The sequence below is a fragment of the Rhizobium sp. NZLR10 genome, from assembly GCF_019685125.1.
Lineage (GTDB): Bacteria > Pseudomonadota > Alphaproteobacteria > Rhizobiales > Rhizobiaceae > Rhizobium.
The window spans coordinates 93,074-117,633 of record NZ_JABDWE010000010.1 but is presented as its reverse complement, the minus strand read 5'-3'; the positions used below and the strand labels follow the sequence as shown (position 1 = coordinate 117,633).

The window sequence follows — 24,560 nt, the reverse complement described above, 5'->3', positions numbered from 1 at the left end:
AGCCTGTGTTCTTTTGTGAACACTGCGTTGTCCGCAGGACAGGCTTCGCGCTTAGTGGCCGGGCCGCTATAGTTGCCGCCAAGTTGAACCTTCAAGAGGACGCCATGTCGATCCGCCCCGTCAAACATGAAAGTACCGCCACACCGACCATGGAAGGCGCGGGCGTGAAGCTGCACCGCGTGTTCGGCTTCGGCGATCCGGCGATGACCGATCCCTTCCTGATGATGGACGATTTCCGCAATGACAATCCGGCGGAATATATTCGCGGTTTCCCATGGCACCCGCATCGCGGCATCGAGACGATCACCTATGTGCTTGCCGGCACCGTCGAGCATGGCGACAGCCTTGGCAACCGTGGCCTGCTCGGCGCCGGCGATATCCAGTGGATGACGGCCGGCAGCGGCATCATGCACCAGGAAATGCCGAAGGGCGATTTCGCCGGCCGCATGCATGGTTTCCAGCTCTGGGCAAACCTGCCCTCCTCGCTGAAGATGACGGCGCCGCGCTATCAGGACGTCAAATCCGCCGACATCCCTGTCGTCGTCGATGATGACGGCACGGCCGTGCGGGTGATCTGCGGCGATTTCTGGGGCAAGGCCGGTCCCGTCGACGGCGTCGCCGCCGAGCCGATCTATCTCGACGTCTCGGTGCCGCCCGGCAAGAAGAAGCGTCTGCCGGTCGACACCTACCGCAACGCCTTCGCCTATATCTTCGCCGGCTCCGGCACCTTTCGCGATGCGTCGAAACCCTTCGGCGTGCGCGTCGAGAAGGAAGTCGACGGCGAGGAGTTGAACATTCGCGACATGTCCGGCAACCGCACGCTCGTGGTCTTCGACAGCGGCGACGAAGTGACGGTGCAGGCGGGGGACCAGGGCATCCGTTTCCTGCTTGTATCAGGCAAGCCAATCGAGGAGCCGGTCGCATGGCACGGCCCGATTGTGATGAATTCGCGCGAGGAAATCATGCAGGCGATGCGCGAGCTGCAGAACGGCACCTTCATCAAGGCGGCGCATTGATCGCATTTCTCTCTTGCATCTGCGAAGAATCGGCCTACCTTTGAGCTATCAGCAACAGAACGAAAGGAAGGTGATCCAATGTCTAATGAGATTTCGGACCTCTTAACGGGCATGGGAGAGTTGATGAAAGCGAGGCAGCCCTCGCACTAATCCCCGCCTTCCTGGGGCTGCATAGACAGTCCGGGCCCGTTTGAGGCCAAACTCATGGAAAGGGTCGCCGAGGCGGCCCTTTTTTATTGCCCTGATTTGAGACCGTTGACGGATAATCGAAATCCCACTACTCATAAAGTCATCTGATGACTTTATGAGTAGTGGGATGCACGCAATCAGCAGGACCAATCTCGCCGATGACGCTGTCGAGGCGATCCGCAGCGACATTCTCGGCAAGCGCTGGGCGGTCGGCGAGAAATTACCCAACGAAGCCTCGCTGTCGGCCATGCTGTCGGTCAGCCGCGGCACGGTGCGCGAGGCGGTGCGGGTGCTGGTCTCCCAAGGCTATCTCGAAACCCGCCAGGGTTCGGGAACCTATGTGCGCGCGACCAGCGATGCCGGCCGGCCGTTGACGATGGCGCGGCGCGCCAGCCTGCGCGACCAGTTCGAGGCGCGCTTGGCGCTCGACGTCGAAGCCGCCCGGCTGACGGCGGTGCGCAAAAGACCGGAGACGGTTACCGAGCTTCGCCGGCTGCTTGCCGAACGCGGCAATTACGACGGCGGCAACCAGGCCGCCTTCATCGAGCGCGACCTTGCCTTCCACAAGGCCGTCATCGCCGCTTCCGGCAACCGGGCGATGATCGAGATCTACGATTTCTTCTCGGCCTCGATCGCCGATACCATCGCCGCCACACTCGGCAGGGATATTCCCGAACCGGATATGCAAGCGCATGCCGATATCGTCGACGCCATCGAAACCGGCGATCCCGACAAAGCGGACGCGGCGGTGCGCCGCTTCATGGCGCCGGTTCTTGCCGCCCTCGACCGGATGATCCTGTCATGACCACACCGTCCACCGATGCCATCACCGCGCTTGACGCGACCGACGAATTGTTGATCGACGCCGAGGCCGGCAGCCTGCCACCGCCACAGGCAACACCGGTGCGCGGCGCCGCAGGTCGCTTCCTGCTCGGCGCCAGCCTGGTGCTGATCGCCTTCAACCTGCGCCCGGTCTTTTCGAGCGCCTCGGCGCTGCTGCCGGAAATCCGCGCGGAGCTTGGCCTCAGCGCGCTTGGCGCCAGCCTGCTGACGACGCTTCCGGTCGTCTGTCTCGGCGCCTTTTCGCCGCTGGCGCCGCGTCTTGCCCAGCGCCTCGGCACGGAACGCACGCTGCTCGGCGTTATCCTGCTTCTGGCCCTCGGCACTGCATTGCGCGGGTTTTCCTCGGTGCCGCTGCTGTTCATCGGCACTGCGCTGGCCGGCGCCTGCATTGCCGTCGGCAACGTGCTGTTGCCGGGGCTGGTGAAACGGGATTTCGCCGGGCGCGCCGCGCTGATGACCGGCTTCTACACGATGGCGCTCTGCGCCGGTGCGGCCAGTGCGGCCGGGCTGACACTGCCAATCGAACACGCGCTCGGCGGCTCTCTTGCGGGCGCACTAGCCGCCTGGGCCCTACCCGCCTTGATCGTCAGCCTGCTCTGGCTGCCGCAGGTTCTGCGCAGCGGCAGGCAGGCCGGGCGAAACGGTTTCCGCGTCGAGGGCCTCTGGCGCGACCGGCTCGCCTGGCAGGTGACGCTGTTCATGGGACTGCAATCGGCGCTTGCCTATTGCGTCTTCGGCTGGCTGGTTCCGATCCTGCGCGAACGCGGCCTCGACGGCGTCACCGCCGGGGCGATCGTCTCGCTGTCGGTAATGGTGCAGGCAACATCCTGCCTCATCGTCCCGCATATCGCCGTGCGCGGCAAAGACCAGCGGCTGATCAATGCGAGCCTTTGCGGTGTCGCCGTCACCGCCCTGCTCGGCCTGCTGTTTGCGCCGCTGTCGACCGTCTGGCTGTGGGCGGTGCTGCAGGGCATCGGCCAAGGCGGGCTGATCGCGGCGGCGATGACGACGATCGTGCTGCGCTCGCGCGATCCCGATGTCGCCGCCCATCTTTCCGGCATGGCGCAATGCGTCGGTTACCTGCTTGCCGCCATCGGCCCGCTTATCGTCGGGCTCATCCGCGACTGGACCGGCAGCTTTTCCTGGTGTGCGGCCCTCTTCGTCGCGCTCGGGCTCGGAGCCGCGATCAACGGCTGGAAGGCCGGCCGGTCGGTCGAGATCAACGTCCATGCGGTGGAGAAGGCTAGAACAGGATGATTTTAGGCCCGGTCGGCCTAAAATCTGAATCCTGTTCTAAATTAAAGAGTTAGAGCATGATGTCGTCCGAAAACCGCTCACACTTTTCGGCATCATGCTCTAGCTGAGCCCTCACCGGCCCATCACCATCTCTTGATGCCGGTCGCCGGCGGCGGATGCTACGCTATCTCAGCCCGCATTATCCACCGCCGGAGAAGACATCTTGCGCTTACGAACTCTGTTTCTGCTTGCCGCGCTTGCGACGTCGCTGGCTCCTGGCCTTTCCCCCGCGCAGGAAAACGGCGAAGGCCGGGCGAATGTCGAGAGCGGTGCGCGCGACGGCGTGCTGAAGCTGCTGCCGGCCGATTCCGTCACCGAGCACGAACTGACGATCGGCGGCCGAAAGATTGCCTATACTGCAACCGCCGGCACGCTGGATCTCTTCGGCCAGGACGGCGCGCAGACCGGCGCGATCTTCTACACCGCCTATGTCGCGAAAGACGGAGGGCCGGACCGGCCGCTGACCTTTGCCTTCAACGGCGGGCCGGGTGCGGCGTCCGCCTTCCTGCATCTCGGGCTGGTCGGGCCTGAGGTGCTCGACTTCGGGCCTCAGGCCCGTGACGGCGCCCATGCGAAACTGGTCGACAACCCGCAAAGCTGGCTGGATTTCACCGATCTCGTGCTGATCGACCCGATCGGCACCGGCTGGAGCCGGACCGCAAAGATCGACGACACCTCCAACTATTACAATGTCAACTCAGACGCCCAGAGCATTGCCAAGGCGATCGCGCTCTATGCCGCGCACAACAACCGTTCCAATTCGCCAAAATATCTTCTCGGCGAAAGTTACGGCGGCTTCCGCGCAGCCAAGGTCGCTTCGACGCTGCAGGAAAGCCAGGGCATCATCGTCGCCGGCGCGGTGATGCTTTCGCCATTGCTTGAGGGACAGTTGATGTTCAATGCCGACCAGTTCGCGCTCGGCGCAGCACTTGAGCTGCCGTCGCTGGCGGCAGCCGAACTCGACCGGCACAACGCCTTTGACGAAGAGAAGCAGCGCGAGGCCGAAACCTTCGCGCTGGGCGACTATCTGACGACGCTCGCCGGTCCGCCGCCGACAGGCGCCGAGGCGGCCGCCTTCTATCGCAGGATCGCAGGGCTGACGGGCATCCCCGAGGATATCGTCACTCGCAACCGCGGCTTCCTCGGCAATTCCTTCGTCAAACACTCCGCCGGCAGCGGCGAAGTGATGAGCCCCTACGACGCCGCCTTTGCCACCCCCGATCCCTATCCGGAATCGGATTACGACCGGGGCGACGACGCCATCCTCGACGGCTTCACCCGCGCCTATGGCGGCGCCTTTGCCGACTACGCCCGCAACGCCCTCGGCTTCAAAACAGAGATGACCTATTCGCTGCTCGACAGTGATATCAGCCGGCGCTGGGAATGGGGCGGCGGGCGCGGCGGCGGATCGCGCCTCCAGGCGAGTGCCACCGACGACATCCGGCAGCTGCTCGCCTCAAACCCGGCCTTCCACCTGTTGATCGCGCATGGCTACAGCGATCTGGTGACGCCTTACGGCGTCAGCCGCTATGTGGTCGACCACCTGCCGCCCTCGCTCACCGACGGCCGCGTCGGGCTGAAACTTTATCGCGGCGGGCATATGTTCTACACGAATGCCGATCAGCGGGCCGCCTTCACGGCGGATGCCAAGGCCTTCTACGCCACACGCCCGGCCGCGCAGCCGGCAGACTAAAGCGTGGCGCGATCATTCAGATTCGCTTGGCCCACGCTTCAGGTCTTTGTTTTTCCGCATGTCTTCGTCGCAAAACCGCGGTACACTTTTGCGACATGCTTTGAGGACTTGCCGATGCATATCACCGGAGGCTGTCATTGCGGGGCGATCCGCTATCAGGCGGAAATCGATCCGGAGCGGGTCTCGATCTGCCATTGCACCGATTGCCAGCGGCTGACGGGCTCCGCCTATCGCATCACCGCACCGGCGCGGCCGCAAAGCTTCGCGCTCATAGCAGGTGAACCGCGCAGCTACAGCAAATATGGCGACAGCGGCCGCCTCAGCCGTCAATTCTTCTGCCCGAATTGCGGCTCGCCGCTCTATCGCACCGATGGCGACGGCGGCGCGATCGGCATCCGCGTCGGCGGCATCGATCAGCGGCGAGACCTCAAACCGAGGAAACAGATATGGTGCCGGTCGGCCCTGCCCTGGGTGGAGAATATCGAGCCGCTGCCACGATCCGATCGCGAGGACCAACGCGGCAAGGACGTTTAGGCTGCAGACTATTCGGGCAGCGGCCATCGCACCCTGAGATGCGATGGCCACCGGGTTCAGGCCGCCTGCTTCAACAGGCCGAGCGCTTCGGTCAGATCGACCTCGCCGAGGAAACCGCCACTGCTTTTAACCTCCTGCCGGTGCTCGATCGCCTGGGCGAAACGCACGGCCGGCTGCTGCTGCATGCGCTCATAGAGGCGATGCAGGCCGGGAAACTGCTGCCGGTCGACGACCTTGTGAAAATCGTTCCAGCGGGCGATCCCGACGAAATAGGCGTCGGCCAGGCTCGGGCCGTTGCCGAGAAGCCATTCGCGGCCATCAAGCAGACGTTCCAGCGTATGATGGGCCTTTTCGACCGCGGCGATGCCATAGGCCGCCAGCGCCTGCTTCTGCTGCGGCTCCAGCGGGTGTTCGAAGGCATACCAGAGCGGGCCGAAAGCCTTGAAGAAACTGGTGTTGAGAAAGGCGAGCATCTGGTTCAGGCGATCGAAATCCTCCGACCCCTGCGCAAAACCCCGACCGCTGCCGATTGCGCGGGCGCCGATATGCTGGAGGATCGCCATGCTTTCGCTGATGACCCTGCCATCCTCAAGCAACAGCGACGGCGTTTCGCCGACTGGGTTGATCCTGAGGTATTCATCGCTGGAGACCATTTCCGGCATCTCGACGCGGCAGAGCCGGTAGGGCAGGCCGGACCATTCCAGCGCGACGATCGAGCCGAAGGAGCAGCCTTCCGGGACGCCGTAAAACAATATGGGTGACATCAATCGTTCCTTTCAGAATTGAGCCCGTTTGGACGCGATCAATGTGCAGATGTGGACGATCTTGCGGTAGAGGCTATAAATGCATCCCAATGTCTATAATCCTGGAAGATGGTCATGGCGCTTTTCAACCTCAACGACCTGCATCTCTTCGTGCAGGCGGTCGACAGTGGCGGTTTCACGGCCGCGGCGAGACATCTCGGCATTCCGAAATCGACCGTCAGCAAGCGGGTCGCGGAGCTGGAGGGACGGCTTGGCGTGCGGCTGATTCAGCGCACGTCACGGAGCTTCGCGCTGACCGAGCTCGGCCGAGAATTCTTTCAGCACGCCCAGGCCTCGATCATCGAGGCGGAGATGGCCGAGGGCATCGTGCGGCGGCATCTGGCCGAACCGGCCGGCAGCGTTCGCCTGACCGCCTCGGTGCCGACGGCGCAGTTCACCCTGACGGAGCATCTGCCGGCGCTGGCGGCACGCTATCCAAAGCTCCGGCTTTCCGTTCATGTGACCGACCGCTTCGTCGATATCGTCCAGGAAGGCTTCGACATCGCGCTGCGCAGTCACCGCGCGCCGCTGCCGGATTCGGCGCTGGTGCAGCGCAAGCTTGCCAGCCATCCTTTCTTCATTCTCGCGTCGCCGGATTATATCCGCGCCCATGGCGAACCGAGCAGGCCGGAAGAGCTGGCGCAACATGCCACGATCATGACCAGCCTGACCGACAATCAATGGCGGCTCTATTGCGATAGCGGCGAAAAGGCTCTGGTCACACTGCAGTCCGTGATGGCGGCGGATGAACCCTATGTGCTGATGGAAGCGGCGGCGGCCGGGCTCGGCATCACCTGCCTGCCGACATCGGTCTGCCGGAAGGCGCTGGCGACCATGCGGCTGGTGCGGCTGCTACCGGACTGGACGGCCGGCAGCATCGAGACGACGATCCTGATGCCGCACCGGCGCGGCCAGCTGCCAGCGGTGCGCGCCGTCGTCGATTTTTTGGCGGAACGGCTTGCCGGCTAGAGCCGTATCACGCCGCCTTGGCGGCGTGATATTCCTTGATGGCGACCATCTTGATGGCCGGATGGCGTTCCGACTCGTAGCGCAACGAGAAACCGTCCTGGGCGAGGAAGACCGGATCGCCGTCGAGATCACGGGCGATATCGCCGCGTTTGACGGTGAGGAATTTTTCGAGATCGGCCGGCTGATCGGCCGAGATCCAGCGGCAGACCGAGAAACGCGACGTTTCGAAGGAGACCGGCAGGCCGTATTCGGCCATCAGCCGCTCCTTCAAGACGTCGAGCTGCAGGGCGCCGACGACGCCGACGATCGCCGGTGAACCGTCTTCCGGCGAAAACAGCTGGACGACGCCTTCTTCGGCCATCTGCTGCAGGGCTTCCTTGAGCTTCTTCGCCTTCATCGCGTCTTCCAGGCGCACGCGGCGCAGGATTTCAGGCGAGAAGTTCGGCACGCCCTGGAAGACCAGCGATTCGCCTTCGGTCAGCGTATCGCCGATGCGGAGCGTCCCGTGGTTGGGAATGCCGACGACATCGCCGGCATAGGCGGTGTCGGCGAGCTGGCGCTGCGAGGCAAAGAAGAATTGTGGCGCCGTCAGGCCGAGCTGCTTGCCGGTGCGGGCAAGCCTTGCCTTCATGCCGCGCTCGAGCTTGCCGGAGCAGATGCGGGCAAAGGCGATGCGGTCGCGGTGGTTGGGATCCATGTTGGCCTGGATCTTGAAGACGAAGGCCGTCATCTTGTCGTCGGTCGCGTGCACCGTCCTGGTATCGGCGACCTGGTCGCGTGGCGGCGGCGCAAAATCGCCGAGCGCGTCGATCAGGTCGCGAACGCCGTAATTGCGCAGCGCCGAGCCGAAGAAAACCGGCGTCATATGGCCTTCCAGGAAGGATTGGCGGTCGAATGGGCGGCAGGCCTCGATCGCCAGTTCCGTCTCCTCGACGAAGACCTGGCGCTCGTTTTCCGGCAGCCGGCCGGCAACGCTCTGCGGGCCGTTGACCGGCGTTCCCTCGATTTCGGTATCCGAGCCGCGCACCGTGTTGGCAGCAATATTGTAGGAGCCGCAGAAGGTCTTCGAGCGGCCGATCGGCCAGGTGATCGGCGCCGTATCCAGCGCCAGCTTCTCTTCCACCTCGTCGAGGATCTCGAAGGGATCGCGGCTTTCGCGGTCCATCTTGTTGATGAAGGTGATGATCGGGATATCGCGCATGCGGCAGACTTCGAAGAGCTTCAGCGTGCGCGGCTCGATGCCCTTGGCGGCATCGATGACCATCACGGCGGCATCGACGGCGGTCAGCGTGCGATAGGTGTCGTCGGCGAAATCCTCGTGGCCCGGTGTGTCGAGGATGTTGAAGACATTGTCGTTATATTCAAAGGTCATCACCGAGGTGACGACGGAGATGCCGCGTTCGCGCTCGATCTTCATCCAGTCGGAGCGCGTCTGTATGCGATCCTTCTTCGCCTTGACTTCCCCGGCAAGCTGAATGGCGCCGCCGAACAGCAGCAGCTTTTCGGTGAGCGTCGTCTTGCCCGCGTCCGGGTGGGCGATAATAGCGAATGTGCGGCGGCGGGAAACCGCCTCGGCGAGACTTTCGGCCATACTGTGAATCCTGTGGAATTGCCGCGTATCTAACGATTAAAGCCCGGCTTTGCAATTGACCTCGGCGCTCCGGGCGCAAAGTAATGGGCCATGACCATTCATCACGATGTGAGACCGACGCTGAACCTCATCCGCCTGGCCAACGGCGAAGGCCTCGACCTGCCCGCCTATGAAAGCAAGGGGGCGGCCGGCATGGACCTGCGCGCCGCCGTCGACGCGGCAGCACCACTGACGCTGCTGCCCGGCAAACGGGCGCTGGTGCCAACCGGTTTCATCTTCGAGATCCCCGAGGGGTTCGAGGGCCAGGTGCGGCCGCGCTCCGGCCTTGCCTTCAAACACGGCATCACCTGCCTGAATTCGCCGGGCACCGTCGACAGTGACTATCGCGGCGAGGTGAAAGTGCTGCTCGCCAATCTCGGCGACGAACCGTTCATTATCGAGCGCGGCATGCGCATCGCCCAGATGGTGATCGCGCCGGTGACCCAGGCGCGGGTCGCCGAGAGTGCCGCGGCAAGCGAGACAATGCGCGGCGCCGGCGGCTTCGGCTCTACCGGCGTGTGATGAATAAGCCCCCCGACAGCGCGGGCCTCACCTTCCGGCAGGATTATTTCGGCGACCCGGCCGGCTGGGCAGCCTTGGTCTGCCTGCTCAAGGATATTTTCGGCATCGATCTCGGCCCAATGCAGCGGCTCGGCGGACCCGATCCCACCAGCATGCCGTTCGGCTGGTTCGATGCCGAGGGCGTCCTTGCCGCCAATATCTCGGCCTTTGCGCTGCCCTTCGTCCTCAACGGCAGGATCGTCCATGCCGCCGGGCTGCAATCGGGTGCGGTGCGGCCGCCATGGCGCGGCCGCGGGCTCTACCGCGACGTGACGGTGAAAGCGCTCGACTGGTGCGAGCGGCAGGGTTTTGAAGCCGTCATCCTCTACACCGACAAACCGTCGCTCTACCAAGCCTACGGTTTTCGCGCGATACCGCAGTATCGATATGAGGGAGTTGCACCAGACCCCTCGATTTTCGCCGGCCCCGCCCGGCTGCTTGCGCCGAGCAATGCCGACGATCTTGCCCTGCTGCAATCGCTGCTGAAAGCGCGAAGCCCGGTTTCGACCTCGCTCTCGGTGACAATCAATGCCGCGATGTTTCTCATCAATACGCAGCTCAATGCCGATGTTCACGTCAGCTTGCTGGAAGACCAGCAGGCTGCGATCGCCTGGAAGATGGATGAGGCGGGCCGCTTCAGCCTTCTCGATGTCGTGGCGACGGAGATCCCGGCGCTTGCCGCGATCCTCGGCGGGCTCGACATTGCCTCGGCCGCCGTCGAGGTGTTTTTCCGTCCCGATAAGCTCGGCTGGGCGGGCACGCCGCAGCCGGTGGAAAGCGGCACAGTGCTGATGCTGCGCGGGCTCGGCGATGAGGCCCCGCACTTTCCGGCAATGCTGTCGCCGATGGCGGATTTCTAAAGCATGTCGCGCAAAAGTGTGCAGCGGTTTTCCCAGGCAAAGCGCGAAGCGCTTTTGCCGCAACGACATGCGTAAAACAAAGAGTTAAAGCGCAAGGAGCGAATCTGAAAGATCGCGACGCGCTTTAAGCACTCGTTTGCCGACTTTACTTTTTCCGTGACAGCGGCGGCAGGCGGCGCTTGACGGGCGAGGCCTTGATCATCGCGGTGTTGGTTTCCGCCCGTTCGGCGACCCTGTCCAGCAGGCCGTCGAGCTCCGCCATCGAGCGGATGACCAGGCGAGCGATAAAACAATCCTCCCCGGTCACCTTGTCGCATTCGACGATTTCGGGAATTTCCTGGATGATGCGCTCGACGATGTGCAGCTGTCCCGGCAGCGGGCGCACGCGGACGATCGCCTGCAGGGGATAACCGACGGCGGCGGGGTCGAGATCGATGGTGAAGGCCTTGATGACGCCGCGCTCCTCCAGCCGCCGCAGACGCTCGGCAGCACTCGGCGAAGAGAGCCCCACCTGCTGCGCCAGCTCCTTCAGCGAGATGCGCGCATTGCCGGCCAAGGCTTCCAGAATGGCCTGATCGGTATCGTCGAGCGATTGCGCATCATTAGCCATGGCGTCATCTTTTCCTATCATGATTAGGCAATAGCGATCATTCTCCTTCTTATCATTATATATTATTGCCGGCCACTTCAATATTCTGATGCCAACAATGGAGGCAATCATGAGCAGCGACATCAAAAGAGGCACAGCGGAAATGACGGCAGCGATGCTGATCTCGGGAACGATCGGCTGGTTCGTCGTCATGTCGGGCCAGCCAGTCAGCGGCGTGGTTTTCTGGCGCTGCCTGTTCGGCGCGCTCACCCTGCTCGTCATCTGCGGCGCCCTCGGGCTGCTGCGGCCCGGCATTCTCACGCTGCGCACCTTCGGCATCGCCGTCTTCGGCGGCGTCGCCATCGTCTTGAACTGGCTGCTGCTGTTCGCCTCCTACTCTCATGCGACGATCTCGATCGCCACGACCGTCTACAACACCCAGCCCTTCATGCTGCTGGTGCTTGGCGCGCTGTTTCTCGGCGAAAAAATCACCGCGACCAAGCTGTTCTGGCTGGTGCTCGCCTTCGCCGGCATGATAGCGATCGTGCAGGGGAAACCAGGTGGAAGCGGCGATGCGCTCGACGGCTACGGCCTCGGTATCCTGATGGCGCTGGGCGCGGCTTTCTTCTACGCGCTCGCAGCGCTTGCCGCGAAATGGCTGAAGGGCACGCCGCCGCATCTTATCGCGCTAATCCAGGTCGCGACCGGCATGCTGATGCTGGCGCCGATGACCGACTTTTCGCATCCACCCGCGGATGTGGGGACGTGGGCGATCCTTATCACCGTCGGCGTCGTTCATACCGGGCTGATGTATGTGCTGCTCTATGGCGCGATCCAGCGGCTGCCGACGCATCTCACCGGCGCCCTGTCCTTCCTCTATCCGATCGCGGCGATCCTCGTCGACAGGCTGGCCTTCGGCCACGCGCTGCAGCCGATGCAGATCGCGGGCGCGGCGATCATCCTGCTTGCCGCCGCCGGCATGAACCTCGGCTGGAGCCCAAGATGGCTGCGGCCGCGGGCGCTGGAGAGTTGAGAGCTGAAGCGCGTCGCATGGAACTGCTGCACACGTCCGGATGACATGCATTGGCGTGCCGGCATCGATGGCCGGCACGCCGGTTTGCCGGTCTTACTTCTGGCGGCGCGTCGTTTCGAACAGGAACCAGGTGCGGCGCTCACCCTCGTCGATCCAGTTCTCGATCAGGCTGGCGGTCGCGACATCATTATGCTCGTCGCAGAGACCATGCAGCTGGCGCAGCAGCGAAACGAGCTGGCCATTGTCCTCGCGCAGTTCCGACAGCATGTCCTCGGCCGTGACGAAATCAGCGTCATTGTCGGTTATGCGCTGCTGGCGGGCGATCTGGCCGATGGAGCGCAGCGTCACGCCGCCGATCTTGCGGGCGCGCTCGGCAATGTCGTCGGTCATGGCGAATATCTGCTCTGCCTGTTCGTCGAGCAGCAGGTGATAGTCGCGGAAATGCGGGCCGGACATGTGCCAGTGGAAGTTCTTGGTTTTCATATAAAGGGTGAAGACATCGGCGAGCAGTGCGGTCAGCGCCGCCGAAATATCGGTGACGGCATTGGTCGGCAGGGTGGAAGGGGTCTTGAGCGGCGAAAGTCTGCGGGACTCGGCTGAGGTAGGGGACATTCATTTTCTCCTTGGTGATGAAAATCTCGACGGCGCCATCGGTCTTTTCGGGGAGCGCAAAGGGTGCCGATGGCGCGCGTGCAGAGAGAGAACTAGCAAGGCCGGATCGCTTTCCAAGTGGCTTATCGTTCAGCAGACCTATTCCTTATGGTCATGGACCGATCAGCGCCGAAGCATTGATGACGGCGTGAAGCGCGCCTATAGAGAGATCGCGCAATCCAGTGGATATCAAAGATGAGCCTCACCGCCCTGATCACCTATGCCGGAGCGCTGTTCATCGCAGCCGCCATCCCCGGACCCGGGATTACCGCGATCGTCGCCCGCGCGCTCGGCTCGAATTTCCGCGAGACCTTCTTCATGGGCCTCGGCCTGGTGCTTGGCGACATGAGCTATCTGACAGCGGTCATTCTCGGCCTGGCCTTCGTCGCGCAGACCTTCACCGAAGTGTTCATCATTATCAAAATCGCCGGCGCCCTCTATCTCGGCTATATCGCCTGGAAACTCTGGACGACCGGGCTGCTGCCGCAGGACATCGCGGCGAAGAAATCCAGCAATATCGGCCTATCCTTCCTCTCCGGCCTGCTGGTGACGCTCGGCAATCCGAAGACGATGCTGTTCTATGTCGCCCTGGTGCCGACGCTGATCGATATCGGCAATATCGGCTTGCGCGACTATGCGATGCTGCTTGCGGTGACCTTCGTGGTGCTGATCACCGTGCTCGTGCCCTATATGCTGCTGGCCTCGCGGGCCCGCACGATGCTGAAGCGACCGCGCGCGCTGCAGGCGCTGAACCGGGTTGCCGCCGGCATCCTGGCCGGCACGGCAGCCTTCATCGCCACCCGGGCTGCCTGAAATAAACATTCGGCAAGAACCGGTTTTCAAAGGTTTTTTTCTCCGCTCCCCGCTCCCCCGGGGTGAACGCGGTCTGGCCTCTTCAGGCCTTTGACCCTATTCTCCTCCTCGATTTCAGGAGCAGGATTTCAAAGGGAGGCACCCATGTCGCACAAGCCCGGCCGCGGCCGCATCTATTCCTCGATCACCGAGACCATCGGCGATACGCCGCTCGTGCGCTTCGACAAGCTGGCGCGGGAAAAGGGCGTGGTGGCCAATCTGATCGGCAAGCTCGAATTCTTCAACCCGATCGCCTCGGTCAAGGACCGCATCGGCGTGGCGATGATCGAAGGCTTGGAAGCGCAGGGCAAGATCACGCCCGGCAAGACGGTGCTGATCGAACCGACCTCGGGCAACACCGGCATTGCGCTCGCCTTTGCCGCCGCCGCCAAGGGATATCGGCTGATCCTCACCATGCCGGAAACCATGTCGGTCGAGCGCCGCAAGATGCTGGCGCTGCTCGGCGCCGAGCTCGTGCTGACTGAGGGACCGAAGGGCATGAAGGGCGCCATCGCCAAGGCGGAGGAACTGGCAGGGTCGCTTCCCGACGCCGTCATTCCGCAGCAGTTCGAAAATCCGGACAATCCCGAGATCCACCGCAAGACCACGGCCGAGGAAATCTGGAACGACACCGACGGCACGGTCGACATCCTCATCTCCGGCATCGGCACCGGCGGCACGATCACCGGCGTCGGCCAGGTGCTGAAGAGCCGCAAACCCGAGATCCAGATCATCGCCGTCGAGCCCGCCGATTCACCGATCCTCTCCGGCGGCAATCCCGGCCCGCACAAGATCCAGGGCATCGGCGCCGGCTTCGCCCCAAAAATCCTCGACACCGGCATCTACGACGAGGTCGTCACCGTCACCAACGACGAGGCCTTCGAACAGGCGCGCCTGGTCGCAAGGCTCGAAGGCGTGCCGGTCGGCATCTCCTCGGGCGCGGCGCTGGCCGCCGCCATCAAAGTCGGCAGCCGTCCGGAGAACGCCGGCAAGAACATCGTCATCATCATCCCGTCCTTCGCGGAGCGGTATCTGTCGACGGCGCTGTTTGAAGGGCTGGGTAGCTGAATAGCGAATAGCGCGAATAGCGCGAATAGCGCGAATAGCGCGAATAGCGAATAGGATGAAGGCCTGCTTGGTGACGGGCAAGGCACTTAACTATTCGCTATTCGCTACTTCCTAATTCGCTTCTATCCTCACGCCGCCGCCGGCAACCTCTCCCCTGCAATGCGGTAAGAAATCGCTTCGGCGAGATGGAGGCGGCCGACCGTCGGTTTGCCGTCGAGGTCGGCGAGGGTGCGGGCGACCTTGAGGACGCGGTGGTAGCCACGGGCGGAGAATTTCATCTTTTCGGCGGCGTCGCGCAGCAGCTGCAGGCCGCCGGCATCGGGTTCGGCGAGTTTCTCGATCATTGCGGTGGAGCAGCGGGCATTGGTGCCGATGCCCTTTGCGCCGGCGGCCTCGAAGCGCTCCTGCTGGATCTCGCGGGCGCGGGCGACGCGGCGGGCGACGTCGGCGCTGGCCTCAGCGGCCATCGGCCGGATCAGATCAGCGGCGGAGACGGCCGGCACGTCGATGCGGATATCGATGCGGTCCATCAGCGGGCCGGAGATGCGGGCCTGATAATCGCTCATGCAGCGCGGGCCACGGGCGCAAGTATGGCCGGGCTCGCCGGCCATGCCGCATCGGCAGGGGTTCATCGCTGCGATCAGCTGGAATTTCGCCGGATAGGAGACGCGGTGATTGGCGCGGGCGATGACGCATTCGCCGCCTTCGAGCGGCTGGCGCAGCGCATCTAACGCCTGCGGGGTAAATTCGGGAAACTCGTCGAGGAAGAGCACACCGTGATGGGCAAGCGAGGCCTCGCCCGGCCGGGCGCGGATGCCGCCGCCGACGAGGGCGGCCATGGTGGCGGAATGGTGCGGCGTGCGAAAAGGCCGGCGGTCGGAAAGCTTGCCGCCGGAGAGCTGGCCGGCGATCGAATGGACCATCGAAACCTCGAGCAGCTCGGCGGGCGAGAGCGGCGGCAGGATCGACGGCAGTCTTGACGCCAGCATCGACTTGCCGGAACCGGGAGGGCCGACCATCAAGAGATTATGGCCGCCGGCGGCTGCTACCTCGAGCGCCCGCTTGGCGCTTTCCTGGCCCTTGATCTCGGCAAGGTCCGGCAGGTTGGCGGCATTGGCGCGGATCGATGCCTCCGGTCGGGTGAGCACCTGCGTGCCGCGGAAATGATTGGCAAGGGCAATCAGGCTGCGGGGTGCGAGAATATTGACCTCGGCGCCGGCCCAGGCGGCTTCGGCGCCGCTTTCGGCCGGGCAGATCAGCCCCTTGCCGAGCCCATTGGCGCCGATCGCCGCCGGCAGCGCGCCCGCTATGGCGGCAATCGTGCCGTCGAGGTTGAGTTCACCAACGACGACATACTCCGCCAGCGCATCGGCAGGGATGGCGCCGAGCGCCGCCATCAGCGCCAGCGCGATCGGCAGGTCGAAATGTGAGCCTTCTTTCGGCAGATCGGCCGGCGCCAGGTTGACGGTCACCCGCTTGGCCGGCAGCGCCAGGCCGGAGGCGTGAAGGGCGGCCTGCACACGTTCGCGGCTTTCGGCCACCGCCTTATCAGGCAGGCCGACGATCTGCATGCCGACTTTGCCGGGAGCGACCATGACCTGGACCTCGACCGGCACACCTTCGATGCCCTGAAATGCCACCGTACTGACACGCGCGACCATAAACCCATCCCCCTGCCCGCAAACTCTTATACCGCCCGCAACCCTTCCGGGCCAGCAGTTGCAATCTGGCATGGAAACAGGAATAAAACAAGAACACGATGGGAACATAGTCAGATGTAGACTGTGACCGGAGTTGTGCCCGGTCATAGCAGGCGCGGGTGGCTCGCGCGCCAAGCTTAGCCGCGCTTGCGCTCGATCGCATCCCAGAGCAGACTGGCGATATCGGCGCCGCCGAATTTCTTGACCTCGCGGATGCCTGTGGGCGAGGTGACGTTGATCTCGGTCATGTAATCGCCGATCACATCGATGCCAACGAGCAGGAAGCCGCGTTCTCTGAGCGCTGGGCCAATGCGGTCGCAGATTTCCTGTTCGCGCGGCGTCAGCTCAGTCGCCTCGGCGCGGCCGCCGACATGCATGTTGGAGCGGCTGTCATGTTCGGCCGGCACGCGGTTGATGGCGCCGGCAAATTCGCCGTCGACCAGGATGATGCGTTTGTCGCCCTTGCGCACGTCGGGCAGATATTGCTGGGCGATGAAGGGCTCGCGGAAAAGCTGGCCGAACATCTCAAGCAGCGACGATAGGTTGCGGTCGTCGCGGGTCGAATGGAAGACACCGGCGCCGCCATTGCCGTAGAGCGGCTTCAAGATGATGTCGCCCATCTCGTCGCGGAAGCGGCGGATTTCGGCGGCATCCTTGGTGATCAGCGTCTTCGGCATCAGGTCGGCGAATTCGGTAACGAAGATCTTCTCCGGCGAATTGCGCACCCAGGCCGGATCGTTGACGACCAGCGTCTTCGGGTGGATGCGCTCGAGCAGATGCGTCGAAGTGATATAGGCCATGTCGAAGGGCGGGTCCTGGCGCAGCAGCACGACATCCATGGTCGAAAGATCGACGCGCTCCGGCGCGCCGAGTTCAAAGTGATCGCCCTTGACATCGCGCAGCAGCATCGGCTCGACGCTGGCATAGAGCTTGCCGTCGCGAAAACTCAGGCGCTCGGGCGTATAATGGAATAGCCTGTAGCCGCGCACTTGCGCTTCCAGGCTCATGGCGAAGGTGGAGTCACCTGCAATATTGATGCCGGCGACATGGTCCATCTGGACCGCTACATTGGTGATCTTGGCCATTTCCGTCCCTCGCTGAATGCCGGACAGATGTAGGTCGGAGAGATATCAAACGCAACGGCCAATCAAGGGCTTCGCGTTTCGAGGATCCGCATCAGCCGGCCGCGATAGCTGTCGAGAATGACGGCAAGCACGATGACGGCGCCGATGACGATCGGCTTGATATTGTCGTCGGCGCCGAGAAGCTGCAATCCGGTCGACAGGACCTGCAGAATGCAGGCGCCGACCAGCGTGCCGATGATCGAGCCTTTGCCGCCCGAGAGGCTGGTGCCGCCGATGATGACGGCAGCGATGGCATTCAGCTCATAACCGATGCCGGCAACCGGGCTGCCGACATTGAGGCGGAGCAGATAGACCATGGCGGCGATGCCGGCGGTCAGCCCGGAAATGGTGAAGACCGCGATCTTGTATTTTTTCGGCTGATGTCCCGAGAGCCGAACGGCCTCTTCATTGGTGCCGATGGCGAAGACGAAGCGGCCGAAGACGGTATAACGCAGCACGAACCAGCCGATGAGGACGACGACGACCGCAATCAAAAAGATCGATGGGAGTATGCCCCAGAAGATCAGGTTGCCGAAATCGACGAAAGGCTGCGGCAGGCCGGTGATAGTCGAATTGTCGCTGACGACGCGCGCCAGGCCGCTGGCGACGTTGAGCATGCCGAGCGTGACGATGAAGGAGGGAAGCTTCCACTTCTCGCAGATCCAGCCGTTGACGGCGCCAAGCACAGCGCCGGTGCCCATCGCGGCAAGACAAGCGAGAATAATCGCCTGCCATGGCGAAAACATCGGATTGATCATGATCGTTGCGCCGATCACCGTGCAAAGGGCAAGCAGCGAGCCGACCGAAAGATCGATGCCGCCGACCAGGATGACGAAGGTCATGCCCGCAGCAAGCACGGTGTTGATGGCAATCTGCACGAAGATCTTCAGGAAATTCTCCGGCGTCGCGAAATAGGGCGCGGTCGCCGAGAAAAACGCCAGGATCAGAATGAGGGCGATGGCGACGCCCGCCTCCTTCATCGAGATCCGGATAAGCTTGTCCCAGAAGCGCGCCTCTTTTGCCTCGGTCTGTTTTTCAATGTTGGCGGACACGACTGTACTCCTTGTAGGCGAGCGACAGGATCCTGCTCTCGTCAAATTGTTCGCGAGCGATTTCGCCGGATATTTTGCCGTCGGAGAAAACGATGATGCGATGGCAAATGCCGATCAGCTCCGGCAGATCCGAAGATACCACCAGCACACCTTTTCCTTCGGCGGCAAATTTCCACAACAGCTCATAAATCTCGGCCTTCGCACCGACGTCGATGCCGCGGGTCGGCTCATCGAAGATCAGCACCTTGGGGCCGCGGAACAGCCATTTGGCGATGACCACCTTTTGCTGATTGCCGCCGGAAAAGGTCCTGACGGCCTGATGGATGGAGGGCGTCTTGATCCGCAGCTCGCGCACCAGGCGCTGGGCGTGATCATCCTCCGCTTTGCCGCTGATCAGGCCGTTGCGGGAGATCTTGGCGAGATCGGTTATCGTGGAGTTTTGGGCGCAGCTCATGTCGAGCATCAGGCCCTGCATCTTGCGGTCTTCGGTTGCCAGGCACAGCCCGGCCGCAACGGCATCCTTCGGCGAATTGATTTCGACCAGCTCGCCATTCAGACGGATTTCGCCGGATGCCTTGACGTCGGCGCCGAAGAGAGCCCGAACCGCCTCGGTGCGGCCGCTGCCGACAAGGCCGGCAATGCCGACGATTTCGCCCTTGGCGACGGAAAAGGACAGTTCCGGGCTGTTGCGGTTCACCTTCAGGCCGGAAACGCCGAGCGCTTCGCCAGATACGATGCTGTCGCCTTTAAAAATGCCGTGATCGGAAAGCTTGCGCCCGACCATCAGCTCGACGATGTCAGGGATAGCCAATCCCGCCAGCGGACGGGTAATCACATGCTGGCCGTCGCGCAGCACCGTCACGTCGTCACCGACGTCGAAGATCTCCTCCAGCCGGTGTGAGATATAGAGCGTGGTGACGCCACGCCGCTTCAGGCGCTTCAGAATTTCGAAGAGGCGATCGACCTCCTTGGAGGTCAGAGTTGCCGTCGGTTCGTCGAGAACGAGAAGCTTGCTTTCGTAACAAAGCGCCTTGGCGATCTCGACCAGTTGCAGCTGCGCGACGCTGAGGCTGCCTGCCAGCGTCGTCGGGGCAACGTCGAGACCGACCTCTTCGAGGAGTTCGGCCGCCCTGGCGTTCATCGCCTTATAGTTCACCAGGCCATATCGGCGCGGCAGATGCTCAAACAAGAGATTTTCGGCAACCGTCAGGTTGGACAGCGGGTGCAGTTCTTGGTGAATGACGCGGATGCCGGCCTTGAACGCCTCCAGCGGCGAGGAGGGATGGTAAGGTTTGCCGTCAAATAGAATATGGCCGTCATCCGGCCTGAAGACGCCGCCGAGCAGATTGATCAGCGTCGACTTTCCGGCACCGTTCTCGCCCAGGAGAACGTGCCCCTTGCCGCGGCTGATCCGCATCGAGACATCCTTGAGGGCCACGACGCCGGGGAAGCGCTTGCCGATCCCTTCCAGTCTCAGGATGTCGTCATCTGCTGCGTCTGACACGTCGACCTCATGCACGATTAGGCGATCCTCCACGAAAGGCGCATCGGAGAGGCTCGAAACAAGCCTCTTCCGGAGCGATCAACGCGTCGATCGGTTGGTAGTCGTTGGCGCCGACAGCAAGCCGGCGCCTCTTTGCCTTGTCGTCGGTAATCCCGATTATTTCAGATCGGCTGCTGTGACGAGCTTGACGTCGGTCTTGACCCAGCCGGTGAATTTTTCGCCGGCAAGTTCCCGCATGCCATAGTCGATGCCCATGACCGCCATCTGCGCGCCGTACTGTTCGACGGTGGCGAGCATCTTGCCATCCTTGATCAGCGGCTGAACGGGCGGAATGTTGTCGAAGCCGACAACCTTGATCTTGCCGGCCTGGCCGGCCGCATCGAGAGCCTTGACGACGCCGAGGGCCATGGAGTCGTTGGCGGCCATGACGCCCTTGATATCCTTATATTTCGTCAGGAAATTGGTCATGACGGTGTTGGCTTCCTCCGTCTCCCAATGGGCGGTCTTGCTGTCAAGAAGCTCAAGCTTGCCGGTTTTGATGGAACCCATGAAGCCTTCCTTGCGCTCCTTGCCATTGTCGGCCTCGGGGTTGCCCTCGAGGATGACCACCTTGGCGCCGGGTCCGAGGTCCTTGGCAAGCGCATCGCCCGCAAGCTTTGCGCCTTCCTTGTTGTCTGGCCCGAAGAACGCCAGATCGATACCGGCTGCCTTCTTGGCACCGGCATCAAGCGGCACGTCGATGTTGATGACCTTGACGCCGGCCTTAACCGCCTTTGCCAGCGGCGTGGCCATTGCCTTTGAATCGGCCGGCGCCACAACGATGATATCGTATTTCTGGGTGACGAAGTTCTCGACGGCATCGACCTGCGAGGCGAAATCACGCTCGTCCTTCATGCCGACAGCCTTGAAGTCGAACTTGTCCTTGTTTTCGGCCGCATATTTGTCGGCGCCGGCCTTCATCTGCTTGAAGAACTCATTCGACAGGGATTTCATGATCAAGCCGACCTTCGGCTTCTCGGCCGCAAAGGCAGGCGACACGCTGCAGGACAGCGCCAGCACCAATGTGCCGGCGAGGCCGAGCTTCAGGGCCGCACGGCGCGGTGCATTGATCAAGACGGATTCACGCTTAGAATTGGACATTTTTTCCTCCCGAACGGCTCTGGGCTCAGCTCCATCTGAGTTGCCCGCGGCAAATGAACCGTTTCCAACACGCACTGGGTAACACGCCCCTAGGAATTGTCAAGATGACTTTGATGAGGCAAGCAGCTCAAAGAAGCGGCAATTTTCTTCCCTTTAGTGACGTGTATGATGAACCGGTTCCATTGAGTGATGCACTGCCTTCATGCTATGAGAGACGGCCATGATGAGTGACGCGCAGCCCTTTGACTGGGGCGGAAAAGACCATTAGCTGGAAGCCGCAGTCATGCGCCCTCGGGCGTCTTGCGAAGGCGAAGATGAAGGGCAACTGTTTCTGTCATGTCAAAGGTCGGGATTAGAGAGGTTGCCACGCTTGCGGGAGTTTCCACCGGCACCGTTTCGAGGGTTTTGAACGACCATCCCTCGGTGACCAAGGAGTTGCGGGCACGCGTCACCGGGATCATCAAAGACCTCGGCTATATGCCCGACCCGTCGGCGCGAAGCATGCGCAGCAAGGTCAGCCGCCTGATCGGCATCGTCATTCCGGATCTGACCAATCCGTTCTTCTCGGAACTCGTGCAATCGGCGGAACAAGCGGCGGCCAATCACGGCTACAATATCATCGTCATGACCTCCCTTGATCATGCCGCCAAGGAAGCCGATCGCATCCAGCAGCTGACGAGCCGTAAGGTCGACGGCATCATCCTCGTTCCGAGCAATGATTTCCATACGATCAAGCTGCCGAAGGGATTGCCGATCGTCGTCGTCGACCGTCTGATGCCAGGATATTCCGGCATTGCCGCCGATCACCGCAATGGCGTTCGCCTTGGCGTCGAGCATCTTGTCAAGCTTGGGCATCGCCGCATCGGCTTCATCTCAGGGCCTGGGCATTCCGTCCCCGCCAATGACCGCCTCATGGGTTATCTCGACGCATTGGAGCAGATGGACGGCGGCGCAAAAACGGCAGGGCCGCCCCTGATTGCCGAGGCGGCTTTCGACTATGAGAGCGGTCGTTCGGCGGGGAATTACCTTCTGGCCCGGGCCCGCAACGAGCGGCCGACGGCGATCTTTGCAAGTTCGGACCAGCAGGCAATCGGCTGCATGCGGGCCGCGCATGACCTGGGAATCCCGGTCCCTGCCGCCCTTTCCATCATGGGCTTCGACGGTATCCCGCTCGCCAGCATGACGACGCCGCGGCTGACGACGGTGAAGCAGCCGATTCAAGACGTGGCCGCGGCTGCGGTGGCCGTTCTTTTGAACAAGCAGACCGCGCCCGAACTCGACAATCCGATCCTGTTTGCATGCGAGGTTCTAAACGGGGAAACCACCGCCCCGCCCCAGCCGGATTAACGCACACCCGGCGGCCCTGCTCAGGCAGCGATGCCCTGGTTGCCGCTATTGCGCAGCATGTTGCGGAGGCGATAGGCGATCGCCAAGGGTTTCGGAAACGGCTTGCGCAGGAAGGCGACCTTGCGGACATAGTTGTCGATCCGCCAGCTCGCCCAGGTGCCGCCGGCAAAAAACGCGACGTCGCCGGCGCAAAGCGTTCGTTCGGTGCCGTCCTCGGCGGTGATATGGACCTCGCCTTCGAGGATCATCACGGTCTCGTCCCAACCGAAATACCAGCGGAATTCGCCGGCGGTGCAGTCCCAGATCGCCGTCAGCGAGGCCTCGTCATGGCCGCGCGAATGTTCGGCGGTGCGGGCCTGCGGATTGCCGCTGACGATCCAGTCCGGATTGATCGGCGAAGGCTTCAGCGGCAGCAGGTCGCTTGCATGCGCGACGAAAGATTTCCCCGCCGGCTTCGCCACGGCATAAGGCACCGAGCGCGCCGCCATGGCGACCGCACTTGCAAGCATCAGCTTCCAGGCCATGAACAACCCCCAATTGTTATCCCTACCGAGGGGGTAGCAGAGAGTCGTAAGAACCTGGTTCACGCGGGGACTAAAAGTTTAACGATTGGGACGGCGATCTTGAAAGGCGGGCTAAAGCCCTTTGTTTTTATGCATGTCGTTGTCCCGGAACCGCTGCACACTTCCGGGCGACATGCATTAGAAAGCGTCTTGAAAGTGCCGCGGCAGCCGGCCGGGCGTGACCGCGACGATATCATAGCGCTGGGAAAGACGGGCCTGATCCGCCTGGCGGGCGAGCCAGAGATCGCTTGCCGCTCTTATCCGCTTCTGGGCAGAGACAGAGACGGCATCGACGGCTGCGGCTTCGCCATGGCGGGCCTTGACCTCGACGAAGACGGCGAGATCGCCCTTGCGGGCGATAATATCGATCTCGCCGAGCCGGGTGCGGTGGCGCAGCGCCAGGATGCGGTAACCTTTCAGCATCAGAAAAACGGCGGCGACATATTCCGACATCAGGCCGCGGCGCAGGGCCTTCCGCCTGATGGCTGTGAGACCGTTATCGCCCATCGGCGCCTTTCAGCGCCAGTAGGCGCTGGTAGAGCACCTTGCGCGGCAGGCCAGTGAGACGGGCCGCCTCGGTCGCCGCCTTGGCCGTCGGCATGGTCTTGACGAGATCGGCCAGCACGGCTTCGACATCGGCCTCCGGCGTTTCCACAGGCTCGGGCGGGCCGACGACGAGGACGATCTCGCCCTTGACGTTTTCCACCTGCTGATAATGCGCGGCAAGCTCACCAAGCGTGCCGCGGCGGAATTCCTCATAGGTCTTGGTCAGTTCACGGCAGACGGAGGCAGGCCGGGTGCTGCCCAGCACATCGGCGGCGGCCAGAAGCGTGGCGCCGATACGGTGCGGCGATTCAAAGAAGATCAGCGTTGCCGGGGCTGCGGCTAATTCGCCAAGACGATCGCGGCGGGCCTTGTCCTTGACCGGCAGGAAACCGGCAAACAAAAAGGCATCGTTCGGCAGGCCGGAGCCGACAAGGGCTGCAAGCGGTGCCGAGGCGCCGGGAATGGGGATGACGCGGTGACCTGCCGTGATCGCCTGCTGCGCCAGCCGATAGCCCGGGTCGGAGACCAGCGGCGTGCCGGCATCCGACACCAGCGCCACCGAGCGGCCGGCCTCCAGCGCCTGGATGAGCCGCGGGCCGGCCTCATCGGCATTGTATTCGTGATAGGCGAAGGGACGGTTCTGGATGCCATAGCGGTCAAGCAGAACGCGGGTGACGCGCGTATCCTCGCAGGCAAGCACATCGGCGCCGGCCAGCGTTTCCAGCGCCCGCAGCGTGATGTCGCCGAGATTGCCGATCGGCGTGGCGACCAGATAGAGCGCCGGTTCCAGCGGCCGCGCCGGCACCGCCATATTGTGCAGGCGGAAGCTTCGCCGGTTGGCGGCCTGCTCTGTCGTTTCCTCATTCATGCCATTTGCTTTCGTCCCGCCGTCATCGCGCCTTTATGGGCGAGCGGCGCAGCTTCGGCAAGGGTTCGGATTTCTGTGCGCATTGCGCTGGAAAACCGCAAATGCAGGCGCCTGGCCCTCCATGCCTCT

Annotated in this window: 24 protein-coding genes; 12 read left to right on the top strand and 12 right to left on the bottom strand. The window is 62.8% G+C overall.

The features are described from left to right. Nucleotides 1-104: 104 nt before the first annotated feature. The 5 genes from HJB82_RS16780 (at nucleotide 105) to HJB82_RS16760 (ending at nucleotide 5,571) form a co-directional block, all read left to right on the top strand. The gene (locus HJB82_RS16780; RefSeq protein ID WP_071084535.1) at nucleotides 105-1,016 is read left to right on the top strand and encodes a pirin family protein; all 912 of its coding nucleotides are present in this window, start codon (nucleotides 105-107) and stop codon (nucleotides 1,014-1,016) included. Nucleotides 1,017-1,332: 316 nt separating this feature from the next. Beyond that, on the top strand, nucleotides 1,333-2,010 hold the full coding sequence (locus HJB82_RS16775) for a FadR/GntR family transcriptional regulator (protein ID WP_207582611.1): 678 nt from the start codon (nucleotides 1,333-1,335) through the stop codon (nucleotides 2,008-2,010). Then, entirely contained in the window at nucleotides 2,007-3,305 is a 1,299-nt protein-coding gene (locus HJB82_RS16770) for an MFS transporter (RefSeq protein WP_221140704.1), read from the top strand. The genes HJB82_RS16775 and HJB82_RS16770 overlap by 4 nt, the downstream gene beginning before the upstream one ends. 202 nt (nucleotides 3,306-3,507) lie before the next feature. Next, nucleotides 3,508-5,037, top strand: coding sequence for a S10 family peptidase (locus HJB82_RS16765; RefSeq protein ID WP_221140702.1), 1,530 nt, complete (start codon nucleotides 3,508-3,510; stop codon nucleotides 5,035-5,037). Between the two features lie 114 nt (nucleotides 5,038-5,151). Next, entirely contained in the window at nucleotides 5,152-5,571 is a 420-nt protein-coding gene (locus HJB82_RS16760) for a GFA family protein (protein WP_207582608.1), read from the top strand. Nucleotides 5,572-5,627: 56 nt separating this feature from the next. Here the strand turns inward: HJB82_RS16760 and HJB82_RS16755 are convergent, their stop codons facing one another. Next, on the bottom strand, nucleotides 5,628-6,335 hold the full coding sequence (locus HJB82_RS16755; RefSeq protein ID WP_221116699.1) for a glutathione S-transferase family protein: 708 nt from the start codon (nucleotides 6,333-6,335) through the stop codon (nucleotides 5,628-5,630). 114 nt (nucleotides 6,336-6,449) lie between these two features. On the opposite strand from HJB82_RS16755, the gene HJB82_RS16750 reads away from it, so the two are divergent. Continuing rightward, nucleotides 6,450-7,343 (top strand): LysR substrate-binding domain-containing protein, encoded by an 894-nt coding sequence (locus HJB82_RS16750; RefSeq protein ID WP_207582606.1) that lies wholly within the window; start codon nucleotides 6,450-6,452, stop codon nucleotides 7,341-7,343. 7 nt (nucleotides 7,344-7,350) lie between these two features. On the opposite strand, the gene HJB82_RS16745 is transcribed toward HJB82_RS16750, so the two are convergent. Next, the gene (locus HJB82_RS16745; RefSeq protein WP_207582605.1) at nucleotides 7,351-8,934 is read right to left on the bottom strand and encodes a peptide chain release factor 3; all 1,584 of its coding nucleotides are present in this window, start codon (nucleotides 8,932-8,934) and stop codon (nucleotides 7,351-7,353) included. 90 nt (nucleotides 8,935-9,024) lie between these two features. Here HJB82_RS16745 and dut point away from each other — a divergent pair, with 90 nt between their 5' ends. Continuing rightward, nucleotides 9,025-9,495: a dUTP diphosphatase gene (gene dut, locus HJB82_RS16740; RefSeq protein WP_207582604.1), complete on the top strand. Its 471-nt coding sequence runs from the start codon at nucleotides 9,025-9,027 to the stop codon at nucleotides 9,493-9,495. Further along, nucleotides 9,495-10,394: a GNAT family N-acetyltransferase gene (locus HJB82_RS16735; protein ID WP_221116698.1), complete on the top strand. Its 900-nt coding sequence runs from the start codon at nucleotides 9,495-9,497 to the stop codon at nucleotides 10,392-10,394. Before dut ends, HJB82_RS16735 begins: the two co-directional genes overlap by 1 nt. 145 nt (nucleotides 10,395-10,539) lie before the next feature. Here HJB82_RS16735 and HJB82_RS16730 read toward each other — a convergent pair whose 3' ends face one another. After that, a complete protein-coding gene (locus HJB82_RS16730; RefSeq protein WP_221116697.1) occupies nucleotides 10,540-11,004 on the bottom strand; it encodes an Lrp/AsnC family transcriptional regulator in 465 nt (154 codons plus the stop codon). Between the two features lie 97 nt (nucleotides 11,005-11,101). Here HJB82_RS16730 and HJB82_RS16725 point away from each other — a divergent pair, with 97 nt between their 5' ends. Continuing rightward, complete coding sequence (locus HJB82_RS16725) at nucleotides 11,102-12,016, top strand: DMT family transporter (protein ID WP_207582602.1); 915 nt, start codon at nucleotides 11,102-11,104, stop codon at nucleotides 12,014-12,016. A 93-nt stretch (nucleotides 12,017-12,109) separates the two neighbouring features. Here the strand turns inward: HJB82_RS16725 and HJB82_RS16720 are convergent, their stop codons facing one another. Then, on the bottom strand, nucleotides 12,110-12,628 hold the full coding sequence (locus HJB82_RS16720; RefSeq protein WP_221116696.1) for a Dps family protein: 519 nt from the start codon (nucleotides 12,626-12,628) through the stop codon (nucleotides 12,110-12,112). 234 nt (nucleotides 12,629-12,862) lie between these two features. Between HJB82_RS16720 and HJB82_RS16715 the strand changes: the two genes are divergently transcribed. Further along, nucleotides 12,863-13,480, top strand: a complete 618-nt coding sequence (locus HJB82_RS16715) for a LysE family translocator (protein WP_221116695.1) — start codon at nucleotides 12,863-12,865, stop codon at nucleotides 13,478-13,480. A 144-nt stretch (nucleotides 13,481-13,624) separates the two neighbouring features. Beyond that, a complete protein-coding gene (cysK, locus tag HJB82_RS16710) occupies nucleotides 13,625-14,587 on the top strand; it encodes a cysteine synthase A (RefSeq protein ID WP_207582599.1) in 963 nt (320 codons plus the stop codon). A gap of 128 nt (nucleotides 14,588-14,715) precedes the next feature. On the opposite strand, the gene HJB82_RS16705 is transcribed toward cysK, so the two are convergent. From HJB82_RS16705 to HJB82_RS16685, 5 genes are all read right to left on the bottom strand, one after another. Then, nucleotides 14,716-16,248, bottom strand: coding sequence for a YifB family Mg chelatase-like AAA ATPase (locus HJB82_RS16705; RefSeq protein WP_221140700.1), 1,533 nt, complete (start codon nucleotides 16,246-16,248; stop codon nucleotides 14,716-14,718). A 176-nt stretch (nucleotides 16,249-16,424) separates the two neighbouring features. Then, entirely contained in the window at nucleotides 16,425-17,372 is a 948-nt protein-coding gene (gene gshB, locus HJB82_RS16700; RefSeq protein ID WP_207582597.1) for a glutathione synthase, read from the bottom strand. A gap of 62 nt (nucleotides 17,373-17,434) precedes the next feature. Continuing rightward, nucleotides 17,435-18,463: an ABC transporter permease gene (locus HJB82_RS16695; protein ID WP_207582596.1), complete on the bottom strand. Its 1,029-nt coding sequence runs from the start codon at nucleotides 18,461-18,463 to the stop codon at nucleotides 17,435-17,437. Beyond that, nucleotides 18,447-19,967, bottom strand: a complete 1,521-nt coding sequence (locus tag HJB82_RS16690) for a sugar ABC transporter ATP-binding protein (RefSeq protein WP_221116694.1) — start codon at nucleotides 19,965-19,967, stop codon at nucleotides 18,447-18,449. Before HJB82_RS16690 ends, HJB82_RS16695 begins: the two co-directional genes overlap by 17 nt. A 156-nt stretch (nucleotides 19,968-20,123) precedes the next feature. Further along, a complete protein-coding gene (locus HJB82_RS16685) occupies nucleotides 20,124-21,107 on the bottom strand; it encodes a sugar ABC transporter substrate-binding protein (protein WP_221116693.1) in 984 nt (327 codons plus the stop codon). Between the two features lie 336 nt (nucleotides 21,108-21,443). Between HJB82_RS16685 and HJB82_RS16680 the strand changes: the two genes are divergently transcribed. Next, a complete protein-coding gene (locus HJB82_RS16680) occupies nucleotides 21,444-22,454 on the top strand; it encodes a LacI family DNA-binding transcriptional regulator (RefSeq protein WP_221116692.1) in 1,011 nt (336 codons plus the stop codon). Nucleotides 22,455-22,474: 20 nt separating this feature from the next. Here HJB82_RS16680 and HJB82_RS16675 read toward each other — a convergent pair whose 3' ends face one another. The 3 genes from HJB82_RS16675 to rsmI all read right to left on the bottom strand — a co-directional run bounded on the left by HJB82_RS16675 (nucleotide 22,475) and on the right by rsmI (nucleotide 24,431). Further along, nucleotides 22,475-22,978 (bottom strand): cupin domain-containing protein, encoded by a 504-nt coding sequence (locus HJB82_RS16675; RefSeq protein WP_221116691.1) that lies wholly within the window; start codon nucleotides 22,976-22,978, stop codon nucleotides 22,475-22,477. 177 nt (nucleotides 22,979-23,155) lie between these two features. After that, entirely contained in the window at nucleotides 23,156-23,524 is a 369-nt protein-coding gene (locus tag HJB82_RS16670; protein ID WP_221140698.1) for a YraN family protein, read from the bottom strand. After that, entirely contained in the window at nucleotides 23,514-24,431 is a 918-nt protein-coding gene (rsmI, locus tag HJB82_RS16665) for a 16S rRNA (cytidine(1402)-2'-O)-methyltransferase (RefSeq protein ID WP_207582590.1), read from the bottom strand. The genes HJB82_RS16670 and rsmI overlap by 11 nt, the downstream gene beginning before the upstream one ends. Between the last annotated feature and the right edge of the window lie 129 nt (nucleotides 24,432-24,560).